Origin of the sequence: Amycolatopsis roodepoortensis (genome assembly GCF_024628825.1) — a bacterium.
Taxonomy (GTDB): domain Bacteria; phylum Actinomycetota; class Actinomycetes; order Mycobacteriales; family Pseudonocardiaceae; genus Amycolatopsis; species Amycolatopsis roodepoortensis.
The window spans coordinates 3,526,735-3,548,189 of the sequence record NZ_CP102415.1; the positions used below are offsets into that span (position 1 = coordinate 3,526,735).

The 21,455-nt window shown below is 68.2% G+C and carries 20 protein-coding genes; 8 read left to right on the forward strand and 12 right to left on the reverse strand.

What is annotated here, in order from left to right:
• Positions 1-113 precede the first annotated feature (113 nt).
• The 5 genes from NQK81_RS16325 to NQK81_RS16345 all read right to left on the reverse strand — a co-directional run bounded on the left by NQK81_RS16325 (position 114) and on the right by NQK81_RS16345 (position 5,961).
• Positions 114-1,268, reverse strand: coding sequence for a 4-hydroxybenzoate 3-monooxygenase (locus tag NQK81_RS16325; protein WP_257488891.1), 1,155 nt, complete (start codon positions 1,266-1,268; stop codon positions 114-116).
• Positions 1,269-1,339: 71 nt separating this feature from the next.
• Complete coding sequence (locus NQK81_RS16330; protein ID WP_257488892.1) at positions 1,340-2,287, reverse strand: DNA polymerase domain-containing protein; 948 nt, start codon at positions 2,285-2,287, stop codon at positions 1,340-1,342.
• 71 nt (positions 2,288-2,358) lie between these two features.
• A complete protein-coding gene (locus NQK81_RS16335; RefSeq protein WP_034317732.1) occupies positions 2,359-2,874 on the reverse strand; it encodes a lytic polysaccharide monooxygenase auxiliary activity family 9 protein in 516 nt (171 codons plus the stop codon).
• A 211-nt stretch (positions 2,875-3,085) separates the two neighbouring features.
• Complete coding sequence (locus NQK81_RS16340) at positions 3,086-5,698, reverse strand: CHAT domain-containing protein (protein ID WP_257488893.1); 2,613 nt, start codon at positions 5,696-5,698, stop codon at positions 3,086-3,088.
• An 89-nt stretch (positions 5,699-5,787) separates the two neighbouring features.
• On the reverse strand, positions 5,788-5,961 hold the full coding sequence (locus NQK81_RS16345; protein WP_257488894.1) for a hypothetical protein: 174 nt from the start codon (positions 5,959-5,961) through the stop codon (positions 5,788-5,790).
• Between the two features lie 370 nt (positions 5,962-6,331).
• Here NQK81_RS16345 and NQK81_RS16350 point away from each other — a divergent pair, with 370 nt between their 5' ends.
• The gene (locus NQK81_RS16350) at positions 6,332-6,964 is read left to right on the forward strand and encodes a hypothetical protein (protein WP_257488895.1); all 633 of its coding nucleotides are present in this window, start codon (positions 6,332-6,334) and stop codon (positions 6,962-6,964) included.
• A complete protein-coding gene (locus tag NQK81_RS16355; RefSeq protein ID WP_126737089.1) occupies positions 6,882-7,304 on the forward strand; it encodes a hypothetical protein in 423 nt (140 codons plus the stop codon). Before NQK81_RS16350 ends, NQK81_RS16355 begins: the two co-directional genes overlap by 83 nt.
• Positions 7,305-7,364: 60 nt before the next feature.
• Here NQK81_RS16355 and NQK81_RS16360 read toward each other — a convergent pair whose 3' ends face one another.
• Positions 7,365-7,823, reverse strand: a complete 459-nt coding sequence (locus tag NQK81_RS16360) for a hypothetical protein (protein ID WP_257488896.1) — start codon at positions 7,821-7,823, stop codon at positions 7,365-7,367.
• Positions 7,824-7,979: 156 nt separating this feature from the next.
• On the opposite strand from NQK81_RS16360, the gene NQK81_RS16365 reads away from it, so the two are divergent.
• Positions 7,980-8,876, forward strand: a complete 897-nt coding sequence (locus NQK81_RS16365; RefSeq protein ID WP_257488897.1) for an ABC transporter ATP-binding protein — start codon at positions 7,980-7,982, stop codon at positions 8,874-8,876.
• Entirely contained in the window at positions 8,866-9,690 is an 825-nt protein-coding gene (locus NQK81_RS16370) for an ABC transporter permease (RefSeq protein ID WP_257488898.1), read from the forward strand. The genes NQK81_RS16365 and NQK81_RS16370 overlap by 11 nt, the downstream gene beginning before the upstream one ends.
• Before the next feature lie 59 nt (positions 9,691-9,749).
• Here the strand turns inward: NQK81_RS16370 and NQK81_RS16375 are convergent, their stop codons facing one another.
• The 3 genes from NQK81_RS16375 to NQK81_RS16385 all read right to left on the reverse strand — a co-directional run bounded on the left by NQK81_RS16375 (position 9,750) and on the right by NQK81_RS16385 (position 11,794).
• Positions 9,750-10,607, reverse strand: a complete 858-nt coding sequence (locus NQK81_RS16375) for an oxidoreductase (RefSeq protein WP_257488899.1) — start codon at positions 10,605-10,607, stop codon at positions 9,750-9,752.
• Between the two features lie 75 nt (positions 10,608-10,682).
• Complete coding sequence (locus NQK81_RS16380; RefSeq protein WP_321183931.1) at positions 10,683-11,351, reverse strand: TetR/AcrR family transcriptional regulator; 669 nt, start codon at positions 11,349-11,351, stop codon at positions 10,683-10,685.
• Between the two features lie 29 nt (positions 11,352-11,380).
• Complete coding sequence (locus NQK81_RS16385; RefSeq protein ID WP_034317710.1) at positions 11,381-11,794, reverse strand: PGPGW domain-containing protein; 414 nt, start codon at positions 11,792-11,794, stop codon at positions 11,381-11,383.
• A gap of 144 nt (positions 11,795-11,938) precedes the next feature.
• Between NQK81_RS16385 and NQK81_RS16390 the strand changes: the two genes are divergently transcribed.
• The gene (locus NQK81_RS16390) at positions 11,939-12,280 is read left to right on the forward strand and encodes a YciI family protein (RefSeq protein ID WP_257488900.1); all 342 of its coding nucleotides are present in this window, start codon (positions 11,939-11,941) and stop codon (positions 12,278-12,280) included.
• Between the two features lie 187 nt (positions 12,281-12,467).
• Here the strand turns inward: NQK81_RS16390 and NQK81_RS16395 are convergent, their stop codons facing one another.
• Positions 12,468-13,052, reverse strand: a complete 585-nt coding sequence (locus NQK81_RS16395) for an FMN reductase (protein ID WP_126737096.1) — start codon at positions 13,050-13,052, stop codon at positions 12,468-12,470.
• On the reverse strand, positions 13,049-14,122 hold the full coding sequence (locus NQK81_RS16400; protein WP_257488901.1) for an LLM class flavin-dependent oxidoreductase: 1,074 nt from the start codon (positions 14,120-14,122) through the stop codon (positions 13,049-13,051). Before NQK81_RS16400 ends, NQK81_RS16395 begins: the two co-directional genes overlap by 4 nt.
• A 135-nt stretch (positions 14,123-14,257) precedes the next feature.
• Here NQK81_RS16400 and NQK81_RS16405 point away from each other — a divergent pair, with 135 nt between their 5' ends.
• Positions 14,258-15,682, forward strand: a complete 1,425-nt coding sequence (locus tag NQK81_RS16405) for a glycoside hydrolase family 76 protein (protein ID WP_257488902.1) — start codon at positions 14,258-14,260, stop codon at positions 15,680-15,682.
• On the opposite strand, the gene NQK81_RS16410 is transcribed toward NQK81_RS16405, so the two are convergent.
• A complete protein-coding gene (locus tag NQK81_RS16410; protein ID WP_257488903.1) occupies positions 15,666-16,559 on the reverse strand; it encodes a nucleotidyl cyclase domain-containing protein in 894 nt (297 codons plus the stop codon). The two genes, NQK81_RS16405 and NQK81_RS16410, sit on opposite strands and share 17 nt — an antisense overlap.
• A gap of 278 nt (positions 16,560-16,837) precedes the next feature.
• On the opposite strand from NQK81_RS16410, the gene NQK81_RS16415 reads away from it, so the two are divergent.
• Complete coding sequence (locus NQK81_RS16415) at positions 16,838-18,889, forward strand: DNA gyrase/topoisomerase IV subunit B (protein WP_257488904.1); 2,052 nt, start codon at positions 16,838-16,840, stop codon at positions 18,887-18,889.
• 29 nt (positions 18,890-18,918) lie between these two features.
• On the forward strand, positions 18,919-21,405 hold the full coding sequence (locus tag NQK81_RS16420; protein ID WP_257488905.1) for a DNA gyrase/topoisomerase IV subunit A: 2,487 nt from the start codon (positions 18,919-18,921) through the stop codon (positions 21,403-21,405).
• Positions 21,406-21,455: the final 50 nt, after the last annotated feature.

Genomic DNA, 21,455 nt, shown 5'->3' on the forward strand with positions numbered 1-21,455 from the left:
CACGGGCACGGGGCGGTTCGGGTGCGGGTTCAACGGCGTCCAGCGGATACGTACCGGCATCGTCGTCCGTCCTTTCCCTCTTCACCGGAATACGGACGCGGCGGGCGATCGGTTCAGATACCCACGTAGTTCTCGGCGAAGAAGTCTTGGTGCGCGCGGGAAACCCGCAGGCTCTCCAGCCGCGCGTCGCGCAGTGCCCGCTGGAAGACGGCCTCGTCGTCGTATCCGCCGGGGCTGTGCAGGAGGTTGATCATCCAGAGGGAGAACTCCTGCGCGCGCCAGATCCGGGGCAGGCAGTCGGCGGAGTAGCGCTCGAGTGCCGTCGTGTCGCCCTCGACGAGGGCATCGATCAACGCGTGCGCGAGAATCTCGGCCTCCATCAACGCGAGATTCGCTCCCTTCGCCGCGGCCGGGCTGATCAGGCTCGCCGCGTCCCCCGCGAGGAACAGGTTCCCCCGCTGGATCGCGTCCATCACCCGCGACGCCATGTCCACGATCCGGCGCTCGATGATGGCGCCGCGTTTGAGCTCGCCGTAACGGTCGGCCCGCATCCGCAGGTGCAGTTCGTCCCAGATCCGGTCGTCTCCCCAGTTCTCGGGGTCCTCGCCGCGCGGTACTTCGAGGTAGTAGCGCGTCACCGTCGGTGTCCTGGCCATGTGCCCGGCGAATCCGCGTTCGTGGATCGCGTAGCCGATCGCGGACATGCTCGGCGGCGCCTCGGCGAGGATCGCGAGCCACGAGATGTCGTGGTCCCGCCGGAAGACCCGCGCGGGCACGGATCTCAGCGAGATCCCGCGCCTGCCGTCGCAACCGGCGATGTACTTGGCACGCAAGAGAAGATCGTCGGCGATGACCGTCGCGTCCATCGCCGACACCGAGCCGACCTCGGCCCCGAACCTGATCTCCCCGCCACGGGCGAGGAATTCCGCGATCAGGTCGGTGACCAGGAACTGTTGCGGGTAGACGGTGTGCACCTCACCGTTCCCGAGCTCGCTGTACTTGAGCTCGAATTCGGCCTGATCATTGCGAAAGGCACAGGTGTCGTGCCTCAGGCCTCTTTCGATCAGCCCGCCGGCGAGCCCGTTCTCCTTGAGCACACGGACGCTGTTCGCGGCCAGAAAGCCCGCCCTGGCCCGGTTTTCGACATGCTCACGGCTCCGGCGCTCCAGGATCACGCAGTCGATTCCGGCGGCCCGCAACAGGTTTCCCAGCACGAGCCCCGCCGGACCGGCCCCCACGATCAGTACGTCGGCATCGATCTTCCCCACGAAAGCCCCCAGTACCTTCCCCGCCCCCAGTGCGGTCCAAGGTACACAAAAGGCCGTGGCGTCGTGGGCGTTCAGTCCTTCTGAGCGCGCGCCCTCGCCCGGCGTTTCCCCTCGTGCATCGCCACGACGCGGGCGATCGGGATCGTGTGCCCCTGCTCGACAAGATCGGCGGGCAGCGTCTGTGGCTCCGGCATCGACTCGGCCCACGGATCCTTGTCCCCCAGGAGACGCGGCGCCGTGTGAACGGTGAAATCGGCGGGGACCACGTTTTCGAGTTCGTCCCAGGCCACCGGGAACGACACCGTCAGCCCCGGCCGCAAGCGGGGGCTGTACGCCGCCGCGACCGTGTTCCCGCCCGCCCGGGTCGAATCGAGGAAGACCTTCCCCTCGCGGTCTTCCACGATGTACGCGGTCGTCGCGACCGCCGGATCGATCTGTTCCGCGCGGGCGGCGAGGGCGCGGGTCGCGGCCGCGACGTCCTCGAAGCCCTGTCCCGGCGTCAGCGGGACGAAGATGTGCACACCCTTGGAGCCGCTGGTCTTCACCGCTCCGGCGAGCCCGGAGTCGCCGAGGGCCTGGCGCACCAGCATCGCGGCCTTCACGACATGGGCGAAATCGTCTCCGGCGGGCGGGTCGAGGTCCAGCACCAGATGGGTCGGACCCGCGTCGGCGTCCGCGGTCATCAAGGTCGGGTGGTATTCGACGGCGCGCTGGTTCGCGAACCACAGCAGCGTCCGGCGGTCGTCGCAGAGCGCGTACGACACCTGCCGTTTCGACGTCTCCGCCCACATCCCGTACCGCTTCACCCAGCCGGGCGTGTATTTGGGCAGGTTCTTCTGCATGAACGGGTCCTGGCCGCGGAGGATGCGGATGACCGAAAGCGGCCTGTTCTCCAGGACCGGGAGCAGGCGGCCCGCGACGGCGTCCAGATAGTCCACCAGGTCACGCTTGGTCGCACCCTCGAACAACGGCTGGTCGAGGTTGGTCAGCTTGACGCCGTCGCGCTCCTCATCGCTCATGAGGTGAGCGTGGCACAAAAAAACTCGTGAGTGGTAGTGACGGCCTCACTACCACTCACGAGAGTCGGTACCTAGCTGATGTTGGCGTCGATGCAGGCGTAGAACGCGTTCGCCGTGTCGTAGACGTTCCAGCGGGCGAGGATCTTGTGCCGCCCGCTCTGCTGCAGGTTCACGCTGTGGGTGACCGTGGCACCCGGCTGCGCGCCGCCGTCGTTGAAGCTGGCGACCTTGGCGCCGTCGACGAAGTACTCCCAGGTGCTGGTGCGGTGGCGAGCCGTCAGCGTCCACCGGAACGTGGTGGTACGGCCGAGGGAGTGCACCTTCCAGCCCTTGCTGTCGTCGTTGAGGTCGGCGAAACGGCCGACGCCGCCGTTACAGCTCATGAGCCCCTTGGGGCCCTCGACGCTTTGCGGCTCCCATTTGATCGAGCCACAGGAAACGGTGTTCTGCGCGCACTGTGCCTGCCTGCTCGCAGGCGAGGAAACGTAACCGTGCGCGTTGGCGGTGCCTGCCGGGATCGCGACCAGGGCCGCCGGCACCATCGCCGCACCGGCCGCCAGGGTCAAAAGCCGTCGTTTGAAGCTCATGCCTACCCCTTTCCCATCTCTACACCCACCGCGGACTCGAGATTCCTGGGTCACAGCGAGCGAAATACCAATGAAGGTCGGGACACATCCGCCGAAACGCCGAGCGAGCGAATGTGGTCTAGACCATAATTGGTTCAGACGACTCGGTCAAGAGTAACCAACCGGCCACTTGGAGTCGTGAAGATCGAACAGGGGTTGTCAAGCCGGACGTTCAGCCCGCACCCAAACAGACGAACGGTCGCCGGAACGGATCAACGGCGATGGTGTCCGCCAACGCCGTCGCCGGCCCTGCCCCTTCGGCCAGTCCGCGGTGGTAATCGTCCATCGCGGCCGCCGCGGCTTCGTCACCGACTCGGCTCAACGGCGCGATCACCGTGCGCGAACCGCTCGCGAGCAACGCGCTGGCGAAACCGAGGACCTCGTCGCCGGGCCGGATCCGGTTCAGTGCCAGTTCGCAGGCCGCGAAGACGACTTGCGCCGGAGGCTGCGCGAGCCCGGCCATCTCGTGCGCGAAGAGCGCGCCGTCGGCCAGTTCCAGCCGGGAGAACAAGGCGTTCTCGGGTTCGTGCGCGCCGTGCGCGGCGATGTGCGCGAGCTTCGCGCCGTCCAGCGCGCGCAGGACGGAGGACACGGTCGCGTCGGCTCCGGCCAGCGTATGCGCGGCCCGGTAATGCGTGGCCAGTTTGTCCAGCTCACCCCTGGTCCCGACGAGGCCGGGCCCGCGGACCAGGACGACCTTCCGCGCGCGGGGCATCGCCGAGCGCTCCGCGCCCAGCCACGCCGTCGCCGAGGGCGCCACGACGATCGGCCGCGACCGCAGCGTGGGCAGCACTCCCCAGGGAACGGCGAATAACGGTCCGGTCGGCACGACGACCAGACCGCGGTCGCCGAGCAACGCTTCGAGCGGCCGGATCAGCTGGCCGTCCAGCCGTTCGGCCTGTTTGCATGCCGAAGCCAGCACCGACTGGACCAGCGGCGCCGGCAACCTGTCCGGAGCGAGGGCGTCGAGATCGACGTTCAGCATCCGCGCGGACTCCGCCGCCCGCTCGGCCGAACCGAGCCGCACCAGCTCGCACCGCCCGCCGACGACGACCATCGCCACCAGGTCGTCGTCCGACGACGCGAAACTCACCAGCGCGCGTTCGCCCAGCTCGTCGGCCACCTCGGAGAGCCGTGCGACCGGCCGCGGCCTGCCCCAGCGCCCGGTATGCCAGCCGAGCCGATGCGCCTCGCGCAACCGCTCGGCGTGTTTGGAGCGCAAGGCCGCCGTCGGATGCCCGTCGTGCTGCGCCTGGTGGATCGCCTGATCGAGCCCCCGGACCTCCCCGACCCGCTCCGCGAGCTCCGGATCGGCCGCCACAACAGGTTCGTACCGGTAACTCTGGGCGCGGGTCCGCTCCGTCCAGCCGAACAACCGGGCCGCGTCGGCGCGCTCCAGCACGATCTTGACGGCCAGATCCGCCAGCTCCCGGCCGTGCAGCGCCGTCCCGGACACCAGCTCGATGCCGCCCATCCGGTCGCGGACCCGGTCGAGCTCGGTGAGCCCGGCGCGGATCTCGGCCAGCGCCCTGCTCTTGTCCCCCTCGGCCACCGCGAGTTCCGCGCGGCAAAGCCTGCGCAACATCCGGTAATCGACGGAGGTCAGCCGTCCCGGCCGCGGAATCCGCTCGAGCAACTCGGCGGCACGTTTGTGTTTTCCCTTGCGCAGCTCGATCCGGACGGCCAGCATCCGCGCCAGCGCCGCCTGATCGGCGAGCCTCGGCATCGGCATCCCGTTCGCCGCGCGCAGCGCGCGAGACGTCAAGGTCGGCGGAATCACGTTGGTGCGCAAGGCTTCCTGGACGTCGGCGCGGAGGCCGACGATGGTCGCGTTGGCGACGCAGGTCTGGCAGCCCCAGCGGAGCATCCGGCGGCGTGCGGACGCGGCGTACGAACGGGCGAGTTCGAGATCGTCGCTCATCAGCGCCGCCGACGCGCGATACAGCTCCACATCGGCGAGGTCCCGGGTGATACTGGTCTGCTCGTGCATCACCGTCAGCACGTCGTCGAGGTGCCCCGCGGCCTCTTCGGCCAGTCCCGCGGCGAGCAACGCCTTTCCTTGTTCGAGCCTCAGGAGCGGATGGATCTCGACGTCGAGCGCCCGGTAAATCCTTTCGCTCTCTTCGTAGAGCCGAAGTGCCACGGGGACGTTCCCGATCCTCAGCTCGAGCGAGCCGAGAGGCCGCCGCGCATCCGCCGCCTGCTGCCGCAGCTCGTACTTTTCCGCGATGTCCATCGCCCGGGCCAGATCCTCACGAGCCCGGCCGACGTCGCCCAACCGCGTATACGCGAGTCCGCGGGTGATCATCGTGCCGAGGAACGGACCGAGCAAGGGGACCGGATCGTGCGCCGAAGCGAGCACGAATTCCTTGTGCTCGATCGAGGCGTCGAAGTAGGCGATGCCTTCTTCGTTTCTGCCGACGGCCATGAGCATGAGCCCGTAATTGTGGTCGATGGCGCCGCTCAGCTCCGCACGCAGTTTCGGATCGCCGATCCCGTCGAGTAATGACCGCACCTCGTCGAGTTCGGCCAGCCCCGCCTCGACCTCTCCCCCGGTTTCCGTCCCGAGCGCGACGAGCGAATTCGTGAGCCGGATACGAGCGGACGACCATTCCCACCGGGTGGGTTCATCGTCCGGGTCGACCGAGTCGAGCACCGACATGCCCCGGTGGAGGAGCTTCAAACCCTCACGCGGCCGCCCCGAGCAGACCGCGTCGACCCCGGCCCGCTGCAGGGCACGTGCCTTGTCGATGGCCTCGGCCACCCCGAGTTCTGTTACGACCACTGATCTATGACAGCACAGTCGGTAGCCGGAAGACCGCCGCCCGTCAGGGAATACCCCAACGGGCGGCTCAGGTCTTCCGGCTCATCCGATCAAGGCGTCGGAGGCGGGGTCTGGATGCAGCCGCCCGAGCATTCCAGCAGCTTGTCGCGGTGGTGCTCGCAGTCCGGGCTGTGCTCGTGTTGAGGCAGTTCGGGCTTGGGCTGAGCCGGGTCGACCGGCTCCTCTTCGCCGATGGGGTCCTTGACGTCCGTAGGCGTCGACATTTGACGATCTCCTCCCCTGATGATCTTTCTTTGTCGTACCAGGCAGCCTCGATTACGACGGCCCCCTCTGTCGCAGGCCCTCTTCCTGCGAACGGGGCAATAGTGCCACAACGGAGCAGTGATCGGGAGTTTTTACCTACACTGAGTCATCGTCGGCACCCGAAAGAGGGACGCCTACTTAGCGAGCCTCACGACCTCCGCCGAATGGCCGCACCGGCCCGCGAGAGTGCGGCGAATCGAGCTCAGTCCACTGCGCCATCCGGCCTAAGATCCAAAACTTCTTGCGACACAAGGGTTTCCGGCCGGAAAACCGGGGAACTCACGGCCTGTCGGGGGGGGTTGACCGGCGAAACATCCGGAGGAGATAGCGATGCCCACGTGGTTGGTCATCATCATCGTCATCGCCGCGATCCTTGTGGTGGGCGCGGCCGCTTGGTTCGTCGTCGCGGAACAACGCAAGCGGCGATTGCGAGAGACGTTCGGGCCGGAATACGACCGTGCGGTCGAGGAGCACGAAAGCCCGAGGGAAGCCGAACGTGAGCTTTCGTCGCGGGTGAAACGGCATTCGGATCTCGACATCCGGCCGCTGCCGCAGACCACAAAGGACCGGTACGCCCAGGAATGGGCGCTGATCCAGGAACAGTTCGTCGACCGCCCGTCCGGCGCCGTCGTCGAAGCGGACCGGGTGCTGGTCTCCTTGATGGCCGAACGCGGCTACCCGACCGAGGGGTACGACCAGCAGCTCGCGGATCTGTCCGTCCGGCACGCGAACGCGTTGCGACACTACCGCGCCGGGCACGACACCCTGGTGCGTCACAAGGAATCCGAAATGTCCACAGAGGACATGCGCGAAGCGATGAAGCACTACCGCGAAGTGTTCGAAGATCTGTTGACCGATGCCGGCGAAGGAGCGGAAAGCCATGGAAAGCAGGCCCCTGGAAACCGAGGGAACGGAACGCGTCGCGGGGACGACGGATCGGCTCGGCGAGGAACGGACCGCTGACGGCGAGACCGGGCAGGCTTTGAGCACCGAAGATCTGGTGGCCACGGAACCCGAGCGCACCGACGAAGACGAAGCGCAGACGTTGTTCGCCGACGCCGACGTCGACCGGTTCCGCGAGAGCTGGCAGGGTATCCAAACGGCCTTTGTGGACGATCCGCGGCGGGCGGTCAAGGAGGCCGACGAACTGGTCGCGGTGGTGATCCAGAACCTGGCCACGACGTTCGCGGACCACAAGAAGGAACTCGAATCCGCGTGGAGCCAGGGCGAACCGGCGACCGAAGACCTCCGGATCGCGCTGCGCCGCTACCGGTCGTTCTTCAACCAGTTGCTGAGCGCCTGACCAAAGGGCCTCGTGAGTGGTAAGGGCGGTTCTAACCGTCCTTACCACTCACGAGGTCTCTTAGGCGCCGGTCGTCGATCCGGGCCGGACGATCATCAGCACCGTCACCACGGCCCAGAGCAGGTTGAACATCCCCGTGTACATCGCCACCCGCCCGGCCGTGACCGGTTCCGACGGCGGCTCCGCGCCCAGCGCGGCGAGGATCGCGTTCTGCCCCGGCAGGACGAGCAACGCCAGCACGCCGGCGGCGGCCGCGGTGAGCACGATCGACACGATCACCCACATGTCGCCGAAGACCCGCATGCTGCCCGCCGTCGCCAGCCCGAAGAACGGCACCGCGATCCCGAAGATCGCGTAGACACGGCAGATCCGGTTGAGCGCGCGAAGCACGGACAGCCCGGAACCCGGTTCGGCGTAGGCCTTGCGCGCGGCGGCGGGGAACATGCTCGCCGCGACGGTGACCGGGCCGACCGCGATGACGGCGGCGAGCACATGAAGAATCAGAAGGACTTTCGACACGCCACCGAGCCTATGGTCGTCGCCCCGGCCTCCGGTACCGGTGTTTTCGACAGATGTCGCAGGATTCCGGCCATCCGGCTACGTCCGCCGACGTACGCGGAGTGCCGCCTGTGAACGGATGTGGTGACGGCCTCACCCGGGACACCATTCGGCACCATGAACCTTCCCGTGGACACAGACGAACTCACGAAACGGTACGGCGAGCAACTCGCCGTCGACCGGATGAAGCTGACCGTGCTGCCCGGCGAGATCTACGGCTTCCTCGGCCCGAACGGCGCGGGCAAGACGACGACGTTGCGGATGCTGCTGGGGCTCGTCCGGCCGACTTCCGGCAGCGTCCGGCTGTTCGGCAGGCCGCCCGGCGATCTCGGCGGGGTCGGCGCGCTGATCGAATCGCCGGGCTTCTACCCGTATCTGTCCGGTTCGGACAATCTCAAGGTGCTGGCCCGGTACAGCGGAACGGATCCGCGCCGCGTCGGCGAAGTGCTCGCGATGGTCGACCTCGCCGATCGCGGTAAGGACCGGTACTCGACCTACTCCCTCGGCATGAAGCAGCGGCTCGGTGTCGCGGCGGCGCTGCTGAAGGATCCACGGCTGCTGATCCTCGACGAGCCGACCAACGGGCTCGACCCGGCCGGGATGGCCGACATGCGGGTGCTGATCCGCAGGCTCGGCGCGGAGGGCTGCACCGTGCTGCTGTCGAGCCATCTGCTGGGCGAGGTCCAGCAGATCTGCGACCGGGTCGGCGTCGTCTCGCGCGGGCGGCTCGTCGCGGAGAACACGGTGGCCGAACTGCGCGGCGGCACGGTGCTGCACATCGAAACCGACGAGGTCACGCGCGCCGCGGACCTGGTGCGGCGCTGGATCGGTGCGGAGAACGTGCGCGCGAGCGGGGCCGGTCTCGACCTGACCGTCGACCCGGAGCGCGCGTCGTGGCTGAACCGCGAACTCGTCACGGAAGGGATCGCGGTCCGCGAACTGCACGTCCGCGAACGGGATCTGGAGCAGGTGTTCTTCGAGCTCACCGGAGAGGTGGCGGATCATGTGGGGTAGTTGCGGCGCCGAGCTGGCGAAACTCGTCCGGCGGCCGGCGAACTGGTTCATGCTGGGGATCGCGGTCGTGCTCGGGCTGACCTTCACCTATCTGCTGCCGCTCGCGGGCGCGGCGGGTTCGTCGAGCGGCGCGCCCGGTACGGATCGCGGGCTGGCCGCGACGCTTCCGTCGAATCTGGTCGGCAACTCGATCGGCGGGCTGCCGGTGTTCCTCGGGGCGATCCTGCTGGTGATCGGCGTACTGGCTGTCGGCACCGAATACGGCTGGAGCACGTGGAAGACCGTGCTGACACAGGGACCTTCGCGGCTGACCGTCTACAGTGGAAAGTTGTTCGCACTGGCCGTCGCGTCGCTGACGGTCGTGCTGACGAGCTTCGCGACCGGCGCGATCACGAGCGCGCTCATCGCCTCGTCGGAGGGCGAGCCGATGAACTGGCCGTCGTCCGGCTCGCTGCTGACGGGGATCGGCGCCGGCTGGCTGATCGCGATGACCTGGGCGGCACTCGGCGCGGCGCTCGCCATCGCGATGCGCGGGGTGGCGCTGCCGATCGGGCTCGGCCTGGTGTGGCTGCTGGTGGTCCAGAACCTGCTGTTCGGCGTCGCGGCCCCGCTGGTGGACTGGGTCGGCACGCTCCAGCTGGCGCTGCCGGGAGCCAACGCCGGTTCGCTGGCCGCGTCACTGGGCGCCTCGGGCGCGACGCCCGGCGTCGGGGAGCTCGTCGGTGTCTCCCAAGCGACGCTGGTCGTGGCCGGCTATCTGGTGGTCTTCGCCGGTCTCGGCGGCTGGCTGCTGCGGCGCCGGGATGTCCTCTGAACGCGCGTGAAGGCCCCCTTCCCTCGGCTCAGCGAAGGGAAGGGGGCCTTCACGCGGGATCAGACGAGGGCGTCGAGATCCGCGACGACGTCCGCGGGCAGCTCGAGTTTCGCGGCGGCGACGTTCTCGTGCAGGTGCAGCAGCGACGACGTACCCGGGATCAGCAGGATGTTCGGCGACCGCTGGAGCAGCCACGCGAGGGCGACCTGCATCGGCGTCGCGTCGACCCGGCGGGCGCAGTCGTCGAGGACACCGGACTGGAGCGGCGTGAACCCGCCGAGCGGGAAGTACGGCACGAACGGGATGTTGATGGCCGCGAGGGCGTCGAGGAGGCCGTCGTTGGCGCGGTTCGCGACGTTGTACTCGTTCTGCACGCAGACGACCGGCGCGATGGCGCGGGCTTCCTTGACCTGTTCCGCCGAGACGTGGCTCAGGCCGAGGTGCCGGATGAGCCCCTGCTGCTGGAGTTCGGCCAGCACCTCGAACGGCTCCGTGATCGAGACCGGGATCGGGAAGACACCGTGCTCCCCCGCGAGCCGCAGGTTGACCACGTCGAGGACGTCGAGGCCGAGGTTGCGCAGGTTGTCGTGGACCGCGGAGGTCAGCTCGTCGCGCGAGAGCGCCGAAGGCCAGCCCTTGTCCGGAGTCCGCTTCGCGCCGACCTTGGTGACGATGTGCAGGTCGTCCGGGTACGGGTGCAGCGCCTCGCGGATCAGCTCGTTGGTCGTGTGCGGACCGTAGAAGTCGCTGGTGTCGATATGGGTGACGCCCAGCTCGACCGCCTCGCGGAGGACGGCGATCGCGGCGTCGCGGTCGCTCGGCGGCCCCCAGATGCCGGGGCCGGACAGCCGCATGGCGCCGTAGCCCATCCGGCTCACGGTGAGATCGCCGAGGGTGAGGGTGCCGCCTGGGCTCATGGTCGCTCCTTGTGCAAGTGGGTTCGGCTCACCTTATGCAGGCTCGCCCGTCCCGGCGCGAGCAAGGGACCTTTGCTACCACTCGGGGCTCTGACCTGCACGAACGGCCAGGCCCACCAGCTGGTTCGCCAGTCCTTCGGTCAGCCCGTCGACGAACATCGCGGGGCCGGCGGGCATCCCGCGTTCGGCCAGGACCGTCGCCACGGCCTCCCCTGGGTTCGCGTAGGGCCACAGTCCCGCGACGAGGATGAAGACGGCCTTCGCGAAGTACCCGGCCGCTTCGGCGTCCAGCGGGGCATGGGCGCGGACGAGGCCGGCGAGCCGTTCGGTCCGGTCGGCCGCCCTGGTCTTGAACGCCCGGGCGGTCTCCACGGAGATGTTGCGTTCGAGCACGGCGGCCATCGTGCTGATCAGCTCGCACAGCAGGCGCTGCCGCGAGATCGACGTCGCGATGACGGCCGCGACCCGCTCGTAGCCGGAGCCGTCGAGGTCGCTCAGCTCGCCTTCGAGCTCGTCGAGCCACGCGACCCAGACCGAGTCGAGGACTTCCAGGAAAATCGCCTCGCGGCTGTCGAAGTACCGCAGCACGTTCGACTTCGCCAAGCCCACGCGATCGCTCAGTTCCCGCAGGCTGATCCGGGAGACGGGCCGCTCGGACAGGAGTTCGCGCGCCGCGCCGAGGATCGCCGCGCGCCGGGCCTCGACCTGTTCCGGCCGCCGGGCGCGCTGGAAGTCGGGGGCCACGCGCCGCACGGTACCAGACCACCCGGCTGTTATTCGGTCTTCGCGGCCCTCCTGGCCTGCACCCGCTTGTAGCTCCAGATCAGCAACGCGAACAGGATGAGCCCGGACAGGATCAGGCTCGATCCGGTGCTCCAGCCCCCGAGCGGCAGGCCCGGCACGAGTCCCCAGACGACCCCCGCGGCCAGCAGACCCAGCCCCGCCAGCACCGAACCAGCGATGCGCAGCGGCGACGAAACACTGTCCTCGGCCGCCTTCATCGCCCTGTCGCGGATCGGATCGACGTACTTCTCCACCACGGGGAACTCCGAGGCCAGCACGAGCAGGCCCGCGAGCACGAGCAGCAGACCCGGTCCGGGCAGCACGAGGAGCGCGATGCCGACCAGCAGCAGAACGCCGCCCGCGATCAGGATCAAGACCTGCTTCACGGGTTTTCCGATGCCCACCGTCTTCTCCTCGCCGTCGTCCCTTTCGTCGATTGTGCCGGTCGCGCCGCGAACGCGCTGGTCCGACACGTTTGGGTCATGACCCGGTCGGTGGCGGGCGAGCCCGTTCGTCGGGATGGTGAACAGGCTCAGACAGGAGGACCGATGCGCTACATGTTGCTGATCTGCGGAAGCCCGTACCCCGGCGCGGACGAGAGCGAAGAACCACTGGACGAAAAGACGCGGGCCTGGGTCGACGAGATGACCGCTCGCGGGGTCCGGCTGTCGGGCAGCAGGCTCCGTTCGGCGGCCACCGCGACCACCGTCCGGCGCCGCGACGGCGAACTGCTCGTCTCGGACGGGCCGTTCGCGGAGACGAAGGAACAGATCCTCGGCTACGACCTGATCGAGTGCGCCGATCTCGACGAGGCGATCGAGATCGTGTCGAAGCATCCGGTCGCCGAGTTCGCGACCATCGAGATCCGGCCGATCTGGCCGACTCCCTGACCCGGCTCGTGAGTGAGGGGTGTGTGGATACAGGGACATTCAACGTCCCTATATCCACACACCCTGTCGTGACCGGACCGGTCACGACAGACCGTGTGGATTTCTGGTCATCCAACGCCCCGAAATCCACACAGTCGGCATCCCGGAGCCGCTCCCCTGACCACTCACGAGAGCAAAGGTCCCTTGCTCACTCCCCCGCGCGCAGCAGCTGCTCGAACGGCACGAACCCGCTGTCCGGCGCCGCGGCCGTCCCTTCCGACGACAGCCGGGCGGCGAACTCCCGCCCCGCCCGCGAAGCCCGCGTGTCGAGATCGCCTGGAGACGCCCAGTCCGACGAAGCCGCGTACACCGCCGTCGCGACAGGCTCGGCGCGAAGGTAGGCGAAGAGCGGACGCAGCGCGAAGTCGAGCACCAGCGAATGCCGTTCGGTTCCGCCGGTGGCGCCGATCAGCACCGGCTTCCCGTCGAGCGCCTTCTGGTCCAGCACGTCGAAGAACGACTTGAACAGCCCGCTGTACGACGCGGTGAACACGGGCGTCACGGCGATCAGGCCGTCCGCGGAGGTCACCGTGTCGATGGCCGTCCGCAGGGCGGGCGAAGGGAATCCGGTCAGCATGTTCTTGGTGACGTCGACGGCCAGGTCCCGCAGTTCGATCACCTCGATCCGCACGTCCGGCAGCACCGAACGCGTGGCCGCGGCGAGTTTGTCCGCGAGCAGCCGCGTCGAGGACGGCTGGCTCAACCCCGCGGTCACCACTGCGATCGTCGTCATGCCAAGACCTCCAACCGGGAAGCGTGAGTAGGCGCCTCGGGCACGTGCGCCGGGCGGAGCGAGTCGAGTTCCTTGCGCAGCACCGGAATCACGTGCTCGCCCAGCAGGTCGAGCTGTTCCAGCACGGTCTTCAGCGGCAGGCCGGCGTGATCCATCAGGAACAGCTGACGCTGGTAGTCGCCGAAGTGCTCGCGGAAGGTCAGCGTCTTGTCGATCACCTCTTGCGGGCTGCCGACGGTCAGCGGCGTCTGCTCGGTGAACTCCTCCAGCGAAGGCCCGTGCCCGTACACCGGCGCGTTGTCGAAGTACGGCCGGAACTCCCGCACCGCGTCCTGCGACTTCGGCCGCAGGAACACCTGGCCGCCAAGGCCGACGATGGCCTGGTCCGCCTTGCCGTGCCCGTAGTGCTCGTACCGCTCGCGGTAGAGGTTGATCAGCGCCTGGAAATGCTCCTTCGGCCAGAAGATGTGGTTCGCGAAGAACCCGTCGCCGTAGTAAGCGGCCTGTTCGGCGATCTCCGGGCTGCGGATCGAACCGTGCCACACGAACGGCGGGACGCCGTCGAGCGGCCGCGGCGTCGAGGTGAACTCCTGCAGCGGCGTCCGGAACTTGCCGGACCAGCTGACCACGTCCTCGCGCCACAACCGGTGCAGCAGGTGGTAGTTCTCGATGGCCAGCGGAATGCCCTGGCGGATGTCCTGCCCGAACCACGGGTACACCGGGCCGGTGTTGCCGCGTCCCATCATCAGGTCGACGCGGCCGTCGGCGAGATGCTGCAGCATCGCGAAGTCTTCGGCGATCTTCACCGGGTCGTTCGTGGTGATCAGCGTGGTCGAGGTGGAGAGAATGATCTTCGACGTCCGCGCGGCGATGTAGCCGAGCATCGTCGTCGGCGAAGAAGGCACGAACGGCGGGTTGTGGTGCTCGCCGGTCGCGAAGACGTCGAGGCCGACTTCTTCGGCCTTGAGCGCGATGCGCACCATCGCCTTGATCCGCTCGTACTCGCTGGGCGCCTCCCCGGTGGTCGGGTCGGTCGTCACATCGCCCACCGTGAAGATTCCGAACTGCATGACCTGCTCCCTGGGCCGGGGTTACGTTGCTTGAGCGTTCAACTTCACGCGCGCAAGAAGTATTCCAGACCATCGGCGCGAGCTGAAAGGGTGACTTGATCGGCCCGGAAAGTGGCCGCCCTCACACTCGAATCCATGTGGCTCACCTCTCTGCTTGTGACAACGTTGACATTCGCTCTCACGCCGGCCACCACCACTCCCGAACCCACCGTCGCGGCGACGATCTGCGCCAAGTACTGCGACAGCCGCGACCCCGCGCTGGCCACCGGCGAAAGAAGACCCGGCACCGCGTCCGTCTGGGGCCGCGGCATCACGCTGCATCTCAGCGACGGCGACAACATGGGCTGGGGCAGCATCGGCGACGGCGACCCCGGCGACGAGGTCTGGCTCGACCGCTCCTTCGACGGCGGCCGCACCTGGGCGGGCGACAGCCGGATCGGCGACACGAAGATCCCGGCCGGTCACCGCGGCTGGCGGACCCTGATGTTCAACGTCGACGACCCCGCCACCCACCGTTTCGGCGCCCTGCGCGCCTGCGGAAAAGCGGGCAACCGACCGGAAATCGCCTGCACGCCGTGGTTCCGCACCACGGTCGCCGCCAACACCCGCGCCGAGGCCGCCGCCACCGCGCTCATGCAGTTCTACGACAACGGCACCGGGCTCTGGCAGACCACGGGCTGGTGGAACTCGGCGAACGCGCTCACCGCGATCCTGGACTACAGCGCCCGCACCGGCTCGCCGAACTACCGCTACGCCATCGCCAACACTTTCGACCGCAACCGCGGCGACAACTTCACCAACGAATACATCGACGACACCGGCTGGTGGGCGCTCGCCTGGATCCGCGCCTACGACCTGACGAAGGACCGCCGGTACCTCGACACCGCCGTCATCGCGGCGAACTACATGTACTCCTACCGCGACGGCACCTGCGGCGGCGGACTCTGGTGGTCGACGGCGAAGACGTACAAGAACGCCGTCACCAACGAGCTGTACGTCAAGGTGGCCGCGTCGCTGCACAACCGGCTCCCCGGCGACACGCTCCAGCTCGCGCGGGCGCGCGAGGTCTGGGACTGGTTCCGCGCGAGCGGCATGATCAACGGGAGTTCCCTGATCAACGACGGCCTGAACTCCTCCTGCGCCAACAACGGGCAGGCCGTCTGGAGTTACAACCAGGGCATCGTCCTCGGCGCGCTGGTCGAACTGAACCGCGCGACCGGCGACACCGCCCTGCTCACCACGGCCCGGCGGCTCGCGGACGCCTCCACGACGACGTCGCTGCTGCACTCGAACGGGATCCTCCGCGACCCGTGCGAGTCCGGTGACTGCGGCGCCGACGGGCCTTCGTTCAAGGGCGCGTACGCCAGGGGGCTCGGCGAGCTGGACCGCGCGCTCGCGGCCAGGCCTTACCGCGCTTACCTGACGCGGCAGGCGAACGCGACGATCGCGAACAACCGCACGTCGCTCGACCAGCACGGCCTACGCTGGGCGGGGCCGGTCGACAAGATCGACGCCGCCCGTCAGCACAGCGCGCTGGAGGTGCTCACGGCAGCCCTCTGAGCACCGGATCCGGAACGTGCAGCCAGGCGCGGACCTCGGTCTCCTTCTCGTGCACGAGCACCTGCCGGTAGCTCATCGTGTCGAGACCGGGGCCGCCCTGGTCCTGGACGTCCTCGTGGAACCGGTCGGAGACGAGCACCACCACGGGCGACTCGCCCGGCGCTTCGGCGAGCGCGTCGCGCAGTACGCGTGAATCGAGCAGCCGCGCGAGGAGCACCTTCGGCCGTCCCGTCACGCCGTACTCGTCGAGCGCGATCTCCCCGGCGTGGATCGCCACCCGCACCCGGATCCGCAGGCCGGGCTCGGTGGCGACGTTGTACCTGGCCAGTTCCGCGGTCAGCCGTGAGAGAAGCGGATACACCAGGCGGAACTTCGGGAAATGCGGCGGGACGACGACGATCATGCCGTCCCCGGTGTCGCGTTTCAGGCAGGCGTCCCAGGCGATGCCGCTGGTCTCGAAGGCTTCGGCCAGCATGCCGAAGAGCATCCTCCGGACCCGGACGAAGACCTCGCTGCTGCGCCCGACCTGACCGAATCCGGCGATGTCGATCGAGAACAACCCGCAGTGCATGCCGGACTCGACCCACGCCGTCGGCGGCGGATAGAGGATCTTCCGCCGCAGCAGGGCGAGGTGCACACAGGCCACGGTGACCAGGAGGATCGTGCCGAAGAGCCAGGCGAACGAGAGCATCGCCTCCGACTCGCCTTCCGCCGCGGCCCGTTCGAGCAGGAGCAGCATCGCGACGGCGACACCGCCGTAGCCCAGCACGAACAGCCACAGGACGGCACGCCGCAACCGGATCGCGGCGTGCGCGACCGGTAACAGCGCGAGCATGCCGAACGACCCGACGACCACCACGAAATACCAGAGACTCACGACGCGTTGTGCGGTCGAGACGCGTGTGGGACCGGTTCCGACGGCCACCTTCTTCCCCCCGTCACCGTGTGACACCGGGAACGATAACGCCTCATCCGAGCCGGGAGGAAGTCGCTTTCCCCAGCCGTGACCCGGCCATCGGGACGGCGTGATGCGCCACACCGGAGGCTCGGGAGGACGAAGCTGTCGGAGGGGACGGATATCCTCCAGTACGGTGTCGCGTTGAACACCACCTCCACGAGCTAGTTCGCGAGCCATGACTCCAGGAGAAGTACCCAGTGACTGCTGAGACCCTGTACGGGGCCGACGACCTGACGCATCTCGAGGGTCTGGAAGCGGTCCGCAAGCGCCCCGGGATGTACATCGGTTCCACCGACAGCCGCGGCATCAACCACCTGTTCTCCGAGGTCGTGGACAACTCGACCGACGAAGGTGTGGCTGGTCACGCCACGAAGATCGTGGTCACCCTGCACGCCGACGGCAGTGTCCAGGTCGACGACGACGGCCGCGGCATCCCCACCGGCACGCACGCCAAATCCGGTCTGTCGGGCGTCGAGCTGGTGCTGACGAGGCTGCACGCGGGCGGCAAGTTCGGCGGCTCCGGCTACAAGACCTCCGGTGGCCTGCACGGCGTCGGCGCCTCGGCGGTGAACGCGCTGTCGCATCGCTTCGACGTCACGGTGAAGCAGAGCGGCAAGGTCCACCAGATGTCGTTCGCGCACGGCGTCCCCGGCGTGTTCGACGGGCCCGGCCCGAAGGCGAAGTTCACCCGCAAATCCGGGCTGAACATCACCGGGAAGATGAAGCGGGGCGAGCGCTCCGGCACGTCGATCCGGTACTGGTACGACTCGCGTTACTTCGAAAGCGGCGCCGCGCTCGACGTCGAAGGCGTCCGCGCGAAGATGCGCAACACCGCGTTCCTGGTCCCCGGCGTCACGTACGTGCTTCGCACCGCCGTCGACGATTCGATCAGCGAAGAGACCTTCCACTACCCCAACGGCCTCGCCGACATGGTCGACTTCCTCGCCCCGTCCGACGAGAAACCCGTCTGCGGCACGCTGATCATCAACGGCGAGGGCACGTACAAGGAGAACGCGGCCGACGCCAGCGGGGTCATGCAGTCCAATGTGGTGCGTCACGCGGAGGTCGAGGTCGCGCTGCGCTGGGGCACCGGCTACGAGCGCACGGTGGAATGCTTCACCAACACCATCCGCAACGTGCACGGCGGCACGCACCGCCGCGGTTTCGACCGCGCGGTGCTGAAAGCCTTGCAGGACGCCATTTCCAAAACCCGCGGGCTGCTCAAGCCCAAGGAGGAGATGCCGACCGTCGAAGACGTCCTCGAAGGGATGACGGCGGTCGTCCACGTCCGCCTGCCCGAGCCGCAGTTCACCTCGCAGACCAAGGACGAGCTGTCCACCGCCGGGATCACCAGGGTCATCCAGGGCATCGTCGACAAGCACATCCGCGCCTGGACCGAGGAGCGCAAGACCAAGTCCGAGGCGAAGATCGTGCTGCAGAAGGTGGTCGACGCGGCACGCGTCCGGCTCACCCAGAAGCAGCAGAAGGACGCCGCCCGGCGCAAGACCGCGCTCGAAGGCGCGGCCATGCCGCCGAAACTGGTCGACTGCCGCACCACCGGCGTTTCCCGCAGCGAGCTGTTCCTCGTCGAGGGTGACAGCGCGCTCGGTTCGGCGCGGATGGCGCGCGTGTCGGAGTACCAGGCGCTGCTTCCCTTGCGCGGCAAGATCCTCAACGTCCAGAAGGCGTCGCTCGGCGACACCTTGAAGAACGCCGAGATCGCCTCGATCGTGCAGGTGCTCGGCGCGGGCAGCGGGCGCACGTTCGACCTGTCGACCATGCGCTACGGCCGGGTGATCCTGATGGCCGACGCGGACGTCGACGGTTCGCATATCCGCACGCTGCTGATCACCCTGTTCGCCAAGTACATGCGGCCGGTCATCGAGGACGGCAGGCTCTACGCCGCGATGCCGCCGCTGCACAAACTGGTCACCAAGGGCCGCAACCCGGAAACCCACTTCACCTTCACCCAGAAGGAGATGGAGACCAAGTTCGCGGAGCTGGAGCGGGCGGGCAAGCAGATCGTCACGCCGGTGCCGCGGTTCAAGGGTCTCGGCGAGATGGACGCCGACGAACTGTGGGACACCACGATGAACCCGGCCACCCGCTCGGTCCGCCGGATCACCCTCGACGACGTCGAAGCCGCGGAGAACGCGCTCGAACTGTTGATGGGCGAGAAGGTCGAACCCCGCCGCAACTGGCTGGTCGAATCCTCCGACCGGGTCGACCGCGAAGCCATCGACGCCTGATTTCGCTGCTATTCAAGGAGCTTTGAGCAATGGCACGCCGTAAGGGCACCACCACCAAGGTCGACCCCTCCGCGTTCGACAAGCCCGGCGCGAACGTCTTCGACAACTCGCTGAAGACGGAGATCGAGGATTCGTACCTGGAGTACGCCTATTCGGTCATCCACTCGCGGGCGCTCCCGGACGCGCGAGACGGGCTGAAGCCGGTGCACCGCCGGATCATGTACTCGATGAACGAGAACGGCTACCGGCCTTCGCACGCGTACGTGAAGTCGTCCCGCGTGGTCGGCGACGTGATGGGCAAGTACCACCCGCACGGCGACACGGCGATCTACGACGCCATGGTCCGGCTGGCGCAGGACTTCTCGCTCAACGTCCCGCTGGTGGACGGGCACGGCAACTTCGGCTCCCCCGACGACGGCCCTGCCGCCTCGCGGTACACCGAGGCACGGTTGTCCGCGGAAGCGATGCTGCTGGTCGGCGAACTCGGCGAGGACACCGTCGACTTCCGGCCGAACTACGACGGCTCGCTCGAAGAGCCGTCGGTGCTGCCGGCGGCGTTCCCGAACCTGCTGGTCAACGGCACGTCCGGGATCGCGGTCGGGATGGCGACCAACATGATCCCGCACAACCTGTCCGAGGTCATCGGCGCGGCGCGGTGGCTGATCAACCACCCGAACGCCACCCTCGACAAGCTGATGGAGTTCGTCCCCGGCCCCGACCTGCCGACCGGTGGTTCGCTGCTGGGACTGGACGAGGTCCGCCGCGCGTACGAGACCGGCCGAGGCGTCGTGCGCATGCGCGCCAGCGCCGAGACCGGGCCGCTGGAGGGCAGCCGCGGCCGCCAGGCGATCACCGTCACCGAGCTGCCGTACGGCGTCGGCCCGGAGAAGGTGATCGAGAAGATCACCGACGAGGTCAACAAGTCCAAGCGGCTCACCGGGATCGCCGACGTCAAGGACCTCACCGACCGCGAGAACGGCACGCGGCTGGTGATCGAATGCAAGGTCGGCGTGAACCCGCAGGCGCTGCTGGCGGACCTGTACCGGCTCACGCCGCTGGAGCAGTCGTTCGGCATCAACAACCTGGTGCTGGTGGACGGGCAGCCGCAGACGCTGGGGCTCAAGGCGCTGCTGGAGGTCTTCCTCAGCCACCGCTACGAGGTCGTCACCCGCCGCACGCGGTACCGGCGCCGCAAGCGCGAAGAGCGCCTGCACCTGGTCGACGGCCTGCTGATCGCCCTGCTCGACATCGACAAGGTGATCAAGCTGATCCGCGACAGCGAGAACGCCGCGGCCGCGAAGGACGGCCTGATGAAGCGGTTCAAGCTCTCGGAGATCCAGGCGACCTACATCCTGGACACCCCGCTGCGGCGGCTCACCAAGTACGACCGGATCGAGCTCGAAGCCGAGCAGGACAAGCTGCGCGGGGAGATCGCCGAGCTGTCGAAGATCCTCGACGACGAGTCGGTGCTGAAGAAGGTCGTCTCGGCCGAGCTGGCCAAGGTCGCCAAGGACCACCCCACCGAACGCCGCACCGCGCTGATCGACGGCGACCTCAAGGAGGTCCTCGCCGCGTCGAAGCCGTCGGGGCCGCTGGAGGTCGCCGACGACCCGTGCCAGGTGATCCTGTCGGCCACGGGGCTGGTCGCGCGGACGGCGGCGGAATCGGAGGAAGCGTCGGAGGTTCGGCGCCGCAACGGCCGCGTCAAACACGACTCGGTGTCCGCGGTGGTCCATTCGACCGCCCGCGGTCAGGTGCTTCTGGTGACGAACCGCGGCCGCGCGTTCAAGACCGACGTGCTGCCGTTGCCGGTGCTGCCCGAACAGGCGGGCACGGTGTCGCTGCGCGGCGGGATGGCCGCGAAGGAACTGGTGCCGCTGGAGAAGGGCGAGCGCGTCATCGGCTTGGCCCCGCTCGGCGAACAGGCGGCCGGCTCCCCGGGCCTCGCGCTCGGCACGAAGCACGGTGTCGTGAAGGTGTGCGCGCCGGAATGGCCGGTCCGCTCGGACGAGTTCGACGTGATCAGCCTGAAGGACGGCGACGAGGTCGTCGGCGCCACCTGGCTCACCGACGGCGAAGAGACGCTGGCGTTCCTGTCGTCCGAAGCGTCACTGCTGCGCTACCCGGCTTCGCTCGTGCGGCCGCAGGGACTCAAGGGCGGCGGCATGGCCGGGATCACCGTGCGCGGTGAAGCGGAAGTGGTCTTCTTCGGCGCGATCCGTACCGACGACGCCGAACACGGTGAGCCGATGGTCGTCACCGCGACCGGCGCGAGCGTGAAGGTGACCCCGTTCAGCGAGTACCCGGCCAAGGGCCGCGCGACCGGTGGTGTCCGGGCGCAGCGGTTCCTCAAGGGCGAAACGCGCCTGGTCGTGGGCTGGATCGGCCCCCGTCCCGCCGGCGCCTCGCGCACCGGTGACCCGGTGGAACTCCCCGAAGTCGACATCCGCCGCGACGGCTCCGGCCACGCCCACCCCGGCCCCGAGGTCGTCGGTCACCTCATCGAACGGGACTAGCCCCGCCCACCCCGCACTCACGTGGGGTTGCCCCTTGGGACCGGACATCT

Bases quoted from the DNA above. Each gene is read 5' to 3' on its own strand.
- NQK81_RS16330 (WP_257488892.1), bottom strand. From the start codon at position 2,287: ATGAGCGATGAGGAGCGCGACGGCGTCAAGCTGACCAACCTCGACCAG.
- NQK81_RS16335 (WP_034317732.1), bottom strand. From the start codon at position 2,874: ATGAGCTTCAAACGACGGCTTTTGACCCTGGCGGCCGGTGCGGCGATG.
- NQK81_RS16345 (WP_257488894.1), bottom strand. From the start codon at position 5,961: ATGTCGACGCCTACGGACGTCAAGGACCCCATCGGCGAAGAGGAGCCG.
- NQK81_RS16350 (WP_257488895.1), top strand. From the start codon at position 6,332: ATGCCCACGTGGTTGGTCATCATCATCGTCATCGCCGCGATCCTTGTG.
- NQK81_RS16355 (WP_126737089.1), top strand. From the start codon at position 6,882: ATGGAAAGCAGGCCCCTGGAAACCGAGGGAACGGAACGCGTCGCGGGG.
- NQK81_RS16365 (WP_257488897.1), top strand. From the start codon at position 7,980: ATGAACCTTCCCGTGGACACAGACGAACTCACGAAACGGTACGGCGAG.
- NQK81_RS16370 (WP_257488898.1), top strand. From the start codon at position 8,866: ATGTGGGGTAGTTGCGGCGCCGAGCTGGCGAAACTCGTCCGGCGGCCG.
- NQK81_RS16375 (WP_257488899.1), bottom strand. From the start codon at position 10,607: ATGAGCCCAGGCGGCACCCTCACCCTCGGCGATCTCACCGTGAGCCGG.
- NQK81_RS16390 (WP_257488900.1), top strand. From the start codon at position 11,939: ATGCGCTACATGTTGCTGATCTGCGGAAGCCCGTACCCCGGCGCGGAC.
- NQK81_RS16395 (WP_126737096.1), bottom strand. From the start codon at position 13,052: ATGACGACGATCGCAGTGGTGACCGCGGGGTTGAGCCAGCCGTCCTCG.
- NQK81_RS16400 (WP_257488901.1), bottom strand. From the start codon at position 14,122: ATGCAGTTCGGAATCTTCACGGTGGGCGATGTGACGACCGACCCGACC.
- NQK81_RS16405 (WP_257488902.1), top strand. From the start codon at position 14,258: ATGTGGCTCACCTCTCTGCTTGTGACAACGTTGACATTCGCTCTCACG.
- NQK81_RS16420 (WP_257488905.1), top strand. From the start codon at position 18,919: ATGGCACGCCGTAAGGGCACCACCACCAAGGTCGACCCCTCCGCGTTC.